The sequence below is a fragment of the Chthoniobacter sp. genome (assembly GCF_040003245.1).
GTDB lineage: Bacteria > Verrucomicrobiota > Verrucomicrobiia > Chthoniobacterales > Chthoniobacteraceae > Chthoniobacter.
The window spans coordinates 1-7618 of the sequence record NZ_JBDUCX010000299.1 but is presented as its reverse complement, the minus strand read 5'-3'; the positions used below and the strand labels follow the sequence as shown (position 1 = coordinate 7618).

General features: G+C 61.2%; 8 protein-coding genes and 2 pseudogenes. 7 read left to right on the top strand and 3 right to left on the bottom strand.

Features of this window, described 5'->3' with window-relative positions; genetic code table 11:
* Positions 1-628, bottom strand: a pseudogene (secA, locus tag ABJF10_RS27545) (preprotein translocase subunit SecA); the annotation flags it as partial.
* 390 nt (positions 629-1018) lie between these two features.
* Between secA and ABJF10_RS27540 the strand changes: the two are divergent.
* Together ABJF10_RS27540 and ABJF10_RS27535 are read left to right on the top strand one after the other, a co-directional pair.
* On the top strand, positions 1019-1408 hold the full coding sequence (locus ABJF10_RS27540; protein WP_348547833.1) for a nuclear transport factor 2 family protein: 390 nt from the start codon (positions 1019-1021) through the stop codon (positions 1406-1408).
* Positions 1332-1787 (top strand): annotated as a pseudogene (locus ABJF10_RS27535) (GNAT family N-acetyltransferase); the annotation flags it as partial. The gene ABJF10_RS27540 and the pseudogene ABJF10_RS27535, both read left to right, overlap by 77 nt.
* A gap of 147 nt (positions 1788-1934) precedes the next feature.
* Here the strand turns inward: ABJF10_RS27535 and pyrE are convergent.
* Both pyrE and ABJF10_RS27525 read right to left on the bottom strand, forming a co-directional pair.
* On the bottom strand, positions 1935-2504 hold the full coding sequence (pyrE, locus tag ABJF10_RS27530; RefSeq protein WP_348547832.1) for an orotate phosphoribosyltransferase: 570 nt from the start codon (positions 2502-2504) through the stop codon (positions 1935-1937).
* A 5-nt stretch (positions 2505-2509) separates the two neighbouring features.
* On the bottom strand, positions 2510-2890 hold the full coding sequence (locus ABJF10_RS27525; protein ID WP_348547831.1) for a RidA family protein: 381 nt from the start codon (positions 2888-2890) through the stop codon (positions 2510-2512).
* 132 nt (positions 2891-3022) lie between these two features.
* Between ABJF10_RS27525 and ABJF10_RS27520 the strand changes: the two genes are divergently transcribed.
* The 5 genes from ABJF10_RS27520 to ABJF10_RS27500 form a co-directional block, all read left to right on the top strand.
* Positions 3023-4342, top strand: a complete 1320-nt coding sequence (locus tag ABJF10_RS27520; protein WP_348547830.1) for a sigma-54 dependent transcriptional regulator — start codon at positions 3023-3025, stop codon at positions 4340-4342.
* A 178-nt stretch (positions 4343-4520) separates the two neighbouring features.
* The gene (locus ABJF10_RS27515) at positions 4521-4658 is read left to right on the top strand and encodes a hypothetical protein (protein ID WP_348547829.1); all 138 of its coding nucleotides are present in this window, start codon (positions 4521-4523) and stop codon (positions 4656-4658) included.
* 33 nt (positions 4659-4691) lie between these two features.
* Complete coding sequence (locus ABJF10_RS27510) at positions 4692-6500, top strand: ATP-binding protein (RefSeq protein ID WP_348547828.1); 1809 nt, start codon at positions 4692-4694, stop codon at positions 6498-6500.
* The gene (locus tag ABJF10_RS27505; RefSeq protein ID WP_348547827.1) at positions 6497-7195 is read left to right on the top strand and encodes a response regulator; all 699 of its coding nucleotides are present in this window, start codon (positions 6497-6499) and stop codon (positions 7193-7195) included. Before ABJF10_RS27510 ends, ABJF10_RS27505 begins: the two co-directional genes overlap by 4 nt.
* A gap of 246 nt (positions 7196-7441) precedes the next feature.
* Positions 7442-7618 (top strand): potassium-transporting ATPase subunit KdpA (locus tag ABJF10_RS27500; RefSeq protein ID WP_348547834.1); only part of this gene is annotated, 177 nt, incomplete at its 3' end.

Genomic DNA, 7618 nt, shown 5'->3' with positions numbered 1-7618 from the left:
GCAGGTAATCGAAGCCGAACTCCGAGTTCATCCCGTAGGTGATGTCGCAGTAGTACTGCGCGCGGCGCTCGGTGGGATACTGGTCGTGCTGCAGAATGCCGGTGGTGAGGCCGAGGAAGCCGTAGAGCTGGCCCATCGTCTCGCCGTCGCGGCGGGCAAGGTAGTCGTTGGTGGTGACGAGGTGCGCGCCCTTGCCGGTGAGGGCATTGAGGAAGAGCGGCAGGGTGGCGACCAGCGTCTTGCCTTCGCCGGTGGCCATCTCGGCGATCATCCCGCGATGGAGGCAGATGCCACCGACGAGCTGCACGTCGAAGTGCACCATGGCCCAGGTGTAAGGCTGGTCGCAGACGTTGAAAGTGGCCTTCCGCTCCGTCATCCGGCGGGCTGCATTCTTCACGGCGGCAAATGCGTCCGGCAAAATCTCGTTGAGTACCACCTGCTGCTCGTTTTCCTCCTCGATCTTCGCGAGGCGCTCTCTCCACGTGGCGACCTTGGCGCGCAGTTCGTCGTCGCTCAGGCTCTGATACTGGATTTCCAGTTCATTAATGCGCGTGACGAGAGGCCGCAGGCTCTTGACGAGACGCGTATTCTTCGAGCCGACTATTTTCTTCAGGACCCAATTGATCATGTGGACGGTTTTTTAGGGGCGTTAGACATAAGGCGGGAGTCGGATTGGCGCAAGCTACGTGTCGCTGAATGTTGGGCAGGCGCTCTTTATGTGTAATCTGGCATTCCGGGCTTCTGCGGGGTGACAAGCTGTCACAGTCGAAGCGGCCCAGAAAAATTTCACCTACGATTAGGCACGATCAGGCACGACTACTCTGGAATGGAAGGAGGCCGGTCATTTGCCTCCGGGTCACCATCGGCTCCCATCTTCGCTTGCAACTGGCGCATCGTATTTTCACTTTCTGCTCGAAAACCGTTCTCTCAAGCACCTCTGATCCCGCATAGTGCCCGGAAGGAGAACCCCAATGCGTCTTCAAAGTTGCGTGACTACCACATCAGTCGAGCGAGATAAATGAACCATCCGTCCGCTATCGAGATGAGTCCCGAAGCCGTGGTGCAACAGCAACTCGACGGTTACAACGCCCACGATGTGGAGGCCCTGCTGGCCACCTACGCCGAGGAAGCGCGGCTTTTCGAACACCCGGCCACGCTCCTGGCTGCCGGCCACGCTCAACTTCGCGAGCGGTTCGCCCTGCGTTTCCAGGAACCAAATCTGCACGCGCGTCTTTGCCGACGGATCGTGATGGGGCGTTTCGTGGTGGATCACGAGGAGGTCACGCGCACTTTCCCCGAGGGTACTGGCACGATCGAACTCCTCGCGACGTATGAGGTGCTCGACGGCAAGATCATCAATGCCTGGTTCCTCTCCGGCCCCAGGCGGCTTCACTCCAGCGCGCCTTGAACGAAGGGCGAAGGCATTGAAACCGGCAGGCTCACTTTCGACTCGTGTCACCTATGGCGACGTGACCACTGCGGACTTCGACGAACTCGTGGCGCTGCGGATTGCGGCGATGCGGGGGAGCCTGGAGCGCGTCGGCCGCTTCGACCCGGAACGCGCGCGAGAGCGGCTGCGCAAAACTTTTCATCCCGAGCACACGCAGTTCATCCTCCTCGATGGAGAGCGCATCGGCTTCTACACGCTCCGCCATGGCACGGAGGGATTTTCCCTCGACCACCTTTACATCCATCCGACCCGCCAATCGCAGGGCGTTGGCTCTTACGTCATGCATCAGTTGATGGCCCGGGCCGATGCCGGCCAGATGCCAGTCCGCCTCGGAGCGCTTCAGGACAGCGCTTCCAATCGCTTTTACCAGCGCCACGGCTTCGTGAAGACGAACGAAGACGAGTGGGATATCTATTACGCCCGCAACCCTCAGCCGAGCGATTCGGGCCGCACCCGAAGTGCCGGCGCGTGGTGGCCCTGGACGTTACTTACTGCCGGGCTTCGTTACCGGCAGCGCGGCGAGGTCGGGCGGGAGCATGTTTGGCTCGTAGGTCTCGACGTTGAGTTGGGTGAGGGAGATGAAGGGGCAGCCGAAGTCCGGGAGCAGGCCGCCGCTGCGGTCGACGACGGCCGCGACGGCAGTGACGATGCCACCATGGGCGCGGACGATGTCGATGGTCTCCTGCACGCGGCCACCACGGGTGACGACGTCCTCGGCGACGATGAAACGGCTGCCGGGCTTGATTTCGAAGCCGCGGCGCAAGACGAGCTTGCCCTCTTCCTTCTCCGCAAAGATGTGCGGCTTGCCGAGAGTGCGGGCGATTTCGTGGCCGACGATGATGCCCCCGAGGGCCGGGGAGATGACGCGTTCCGCCTCGATGTTGCGCAGTTTCTCGGCGAGGGCGCCGCGGACGCGCGCGGCGATCTGCGTGTGCTGCAGGAGCAGCGCGCACTGGAAGTACTGGCGCGAATGCAGCCCGCTGCGCAGGACGAAATGGCCGTCGAGCAGGGCGTTGGTGGAGCGGAAGAGTTCGAGGAGTTCGGCGCTTTTCATGGCACTCAGGCGGCGGAGGCGATGATCTCGATCTCGACTTGCGAACCGCGCGGGAGGCCGGCGACCTGGATGGTGGAACGCGCCGGGAACGGCTCGCTGAAATACTTCGAGTAGACGGCGTTCATCGCCGCAAAATTGGCGAGGTCGACGAGAAAGACAGTGGTCTTGACGACATTGGTGAAAGTCATGCCGTTGGCCTTGAGCACGGCGGCGATGTTCTGGCAGACGCGCTCGGTCTGCGCGGTGACGTCCGCGCCGACGATCTCGCCCGTGGACGGATCCAGCGGGATCTGGCCGGCGGCGAAAAGGAAATCGCCCACGGCGATGGCTTGGGAGTAGGGGCCGACGGCGGCGGGAGCTTCGGTAGTGGCGATGACTTTCTTCATAAAAATAGCGCGCGAGGCTAGTTGGAGGGGCATGAGGTGTCAAAGGTGGATGTTGGGTGTTCGATGTTCTGCCTTAGTCGCCGCGCATTTTGATGTGGAAATTCACCCCCACTTGCCTTGTGCTCGCGACAAATGCGCATCCTCATCGTCGACGACGAGAAGAATATCCGCCGTGCGCTCACGCTGGCGCTGGAGTCGATGGAGCATGAAGTGGCGTGCGCGACGAATAGCGCGCTGGCGCTGGCGGAATTGAAGGCGCGGCCTTTCGACGTGGTGTTGCTGGACTTGCGCCTCAGCCAGGAGAGCGGGCTCGATGTGCTGGAGGAAATCCTGCGGGTGGCACCGCAGGTCGCGGTGGTGATGGTGACGGCTTACGCTTCCGTGGAGACGGCGGTCGAGGCGATGCGGCGTGGAGCGTTCGACTATCTGCCCAAGCCGTGCACGCCGGATCAAGTGCGGCAGGTGCTGGCGCGCGTGGAGAAGACGCGGAAGCTCGAGCGGCGCGTGGCCGAATTGGAATCGCGGCTCGGCACCGAAGGGCCGGAGATCGACTTGACCTCGCAATCGACCGCGATGCAGAAGACGCTCGACGTGGCCTTCAAGGCGGCGGACAGCGAGGCCACGGTGCTGTTGCTCGGCGAGAGCGGCACGGGCAAGAGCGTGCTGGCGCGCGCCATGCACCAGCGCAGCGCGCGCCGGGCCGGAGCCTTCGTCACGGTGAGTTGCCCGAGCCTGTCGCGCGAATTGCTGGAGAGCGATTTGTTTGGTCATGTGAAGGGCGCCTTCACCGGCGCGCACACGGATACCGTGGGCAAGGTGGCGGCGGCGGATGGCGGCACGCTCTTTCTCGATGAGATTGGCGAGCTGCCGGTGGAGATCCAGGCGAAGTTGCTGCGCCTGCTCCAGGAGCGCGAATACGAGCGGGTGGGGGAGACGAAGCCGCGCCGGGCGAATGTGCGCGTGATCTCAGCGACGAATCGCGATCTCACGCAGGCGGTCGCGGCGGGGAAGTTTCGCGAGGATCTGTTCTATCGGCTCAACGTCATCTCGCTGCGCCTGCCGCCGCTGCGCGAGCGGGTGAATGACATCGAGCGAGTCGCGCAGATTCATCTTCGTTTCCTCGCGGGACATTCGGGGAAGAACGTCCGTGATTTTTCTCCCGCGGCGCTGGAGGCGATGCGGCAATACACCTGGCCGGGGAATCTCCGTGAGATGCGCAATGTAATCGAGCGCGCGGTGATTCTGTGCAGCGGCGAGTGGATCGAAGCGGAGGACCTGGCGGACAGCATTCAGCCGGCTTCGGAAATTCGGCTCGGCGGAAAATTTACGCTCGAAGAAATCGAGGCGGAGCACATCCGCCGGGTGGTGGCGAACACACGCACCCTGGATGAAGCGGCGACGATGCTGGGAATTGATCCGGCGACGCTCTATCGCAAGCGGAAGAAATTCTGAAGGTTGTGACGCTGCGCAAAGCGTCGTGCAAATTGCAACCCCATCGCTTGGCGAATCGTGCAGGCTGCACGACCGGGGCCTCGCGTGATGGTGGGGGCATAAGATATAACGCATTCGCTATCAACGGATAACGATGGGGCTGCGTGAGGGTGGCATGGCGGGAGCTAAAGGAGCGGGCATGAAAATTCAATATCGCACCGTTCCCGTTCCGGAACGTCTCCACGGGTGGAAGCGGGTCGTCCGCCGCGCCACGAACATTTTTCGCGGAACACTGGTCGTCGACTTCGGACGGGTCACGCTGGAGTTCGCGAACTAGCCAGGCAGGCCCCTTGCGAGCAGGCTCCGCGGCATGAAGCAACGCATCTTTCTCGGTCTTGCCCCGCTCTTCCTCCTGCTCATCGCCATGGGCGCCTACGCCGTCTCGCTCTTCAGCAAACTGGGCAACAGCGTCGATGTCATACTCCGTGAAAATTTCCGCAGCGTGGTCGCTGGTCAGCAAATGAAAGAAACCGCCGAACGCATGGATTCCGCCCTCTTCTTCTCGCTCGTCGGCGAAGAGGCCCGGGCGCGCAAGATGTATGCGCAGAACGTGCCGGAGTTTCGGGAAAACCTGAACGTGGAGTTGCATAATGTCACGCTGCCCCACGAGCAGGAACTCGCGGAGAAAGTGCGGCGCCTGCATGAGCAATACACGCAACGCGCGGATCTTTTCTGGCAGACACCGGCGGTCGAGACGCGGCGTAAAATGTATTTCGACGAGATGCTGCCGACCTTCACGGAGGTGAAGGACACGGCGCAGGAGATCATCCGCATAAACCAGGAGAACATGGTGGAAGCCGATCGCGAAGCCCGGGCGCTCAGCGCGAAATCCACGCGCTACATGATCTTTGCCATCCTCGCGGGCATCGCGGGCGCCGCCTATTTCGCCGTACGCCTCCAGCGCTCAATCCTCGAGCCGATCCGCGCCCTCACCGCGGTCTCCAAGGAATTGGGCGAAGGGAAACTCGACCAGGTCGTGCCGGTCATGTCGCAGGATGAACTCGGCCAATTGGCCGACGCATTCAACAAGATGGCGACCAAGCTGCGGGCCTACCGCCAGGTTATGGGCGACCAAATCCTCCAGGCACGCCAGATGACGGAGATCACGTTTTCGGCGTTTCCCGATCCGATTGTCGTTCTCGCCGCCGATGGCCTCATTAGTTTCATCAACCCCGCAGCCAACACTTTCCTCTTCAAGCTGGGCTCGAAAGATGGCCTGCCGGCCAGTGTGCAGGAGGAGGTGGAACGCGTCATCAAGGGTGCACCGGATTATCTGCCGACGAGTTTTGACCGCGTGATCGTGTTTCGGATCGATGAGCATGAGACCTTTGTGCTGCCGCGGGTGATCGGCATGCGCGATGAGACGGGCGCCATTTTTGGAGCGGCTGTCGTCCTGCAGGATGTGACGCGCCTGCGCCTGCTGGACGAGGTGAAAACGAATCTCGTCTCGACGGTGAGCCACGAGTTGAAGACGCCGCTGACCAGCGTGCGCATGGGCTTGCATCTGCTGCTCGAGGAACGCATCGGAACGCTCAACGCCAAGCAGACGGAGCTCTTGCTCGCGGCGCGCGAAGATTCGGAGCGTCTGCTGCGCATGATCAACGACCTTCTCGACCTGGCGAAACTCGAGTCCGGCCGGACCGCCTTGCCGAGTCACGCGACCGACCCACGGGAACTGATCGATCGTGCACAGGAGGATTTGCGGGCGCTGGTCGAGTCACGTGGGTCGAAGCTGGTGACCAAGGTCACGTCCGGTCTGCCGAAGGTCTCCGTGGACGTGCGGCAGATCGCGCATGTTTTCTCGAACTTCGTTTCCAACGCGGTCAAGCACGCGAAGCCGGGCGAGGAGATCATGCTGCGCGCGAAAAATGAGGACGGTCGGGTGCGCTTTTCGGTCGTCGATCACGGCCCGGGCATTGCGCCGCAATTTCAGGCGCAGATCTTCGATCGCTTCTTCCGCCTTCCTGGCTCCGAAAGCACCGGTGCGGGACTGGGCCTGGCCATCGCGAAAGAGATCGTCCTCGCGCAAGGAGGGATGATCGGGGTGCAGAGCGTGCCCGGCCAGGGCAGCGAGTTCTATTTCGATCTGCCGGCAATTTCCAACAAAGAGCCCACATGAGTAAACGCATTCTGATCGTAGACGACGAGCCGAACGTGCGGCTGAACTATCGGGTAACATTGGAGACGGAAGGGCTGGCGGTGCAGGAGGCGGACAGTGCGGCCAGGGCGCTGGCGCAATTGGCGGAGGAACATTTCGACATGGCGATCCTCGACATGCGCATGCCGGAGATGGACGGCCTCGATCTACTGGCCGAGATGCGCGAGCGCGGGCTGAAGACACCGGCGGTGATCATCACCGCCTATGGAGATATCCCCCATGCGGTCCGCGCCATGCAACTCGGGGCCATCGATTTCCTGCAGAAGCCGCTCACCCCCGAGGCCCTGCGCAGCCTGGTCGCGGAGATTTTGGAACGGCATGTTCCGGAAGTGGAGATCAAAACGAGGCCGCCCGTGGGCGAGGATTTCGCCAGCCAGTTGGCGGAGGCCAAGCGCCTCCTCAACTTGCAGGTCTTTGAAACCGCGTGGACCCATCTGGCGAGAGCACTGGAACTCAACTCCAAATCTCCGGATGTCCTGAACATGGCCGGCGTCTTTTTCGAGATGCAGGAAGATTACGACCGCGCCCGCAAGCTTTACGGCCAGGCGATAAAATACGGCCCGTACTACGAGCCGGCCCAGCAGAATATGCGGCGCATCTTCGAGTTGTTTCACTTTGGTTCCAGCAAGGAGCCACTCGCGTTTGGGGAGGATTAGAAAGCTCCTCGTCCGTTCCCATTCGCCCATCACATCAAAACTCCAATCAACTAATATGCCCGACATCCTATTCGTCCTCGCCTCGGTAAGCTTCTTCGCCTTGATGATCATCTTCATGCTGGCCTGCGAGAAGATTTAACAACGTAACCAAAATGGAAAACATCATCGTCGGATTCATATCCATCGCCCTGATCGTCTATCTGCTCTTCACGATCGTGCGCCCGGAAAAATTTTAACCTAATATCAATGAATAGTTCAGGCTGGATTCAACTCATCATCTATGTCGCCATTCTGGCGGCGATCACCAAGCCGCTCGGTCTGTACCTCTGCAAGGTACTGGACGTGGACGGCAAAATATTCCTCGATCCGATCTTCAAGCCACTGGAGAAGATCACCTACAAGCTGATCGGCGTCGATCCGCGG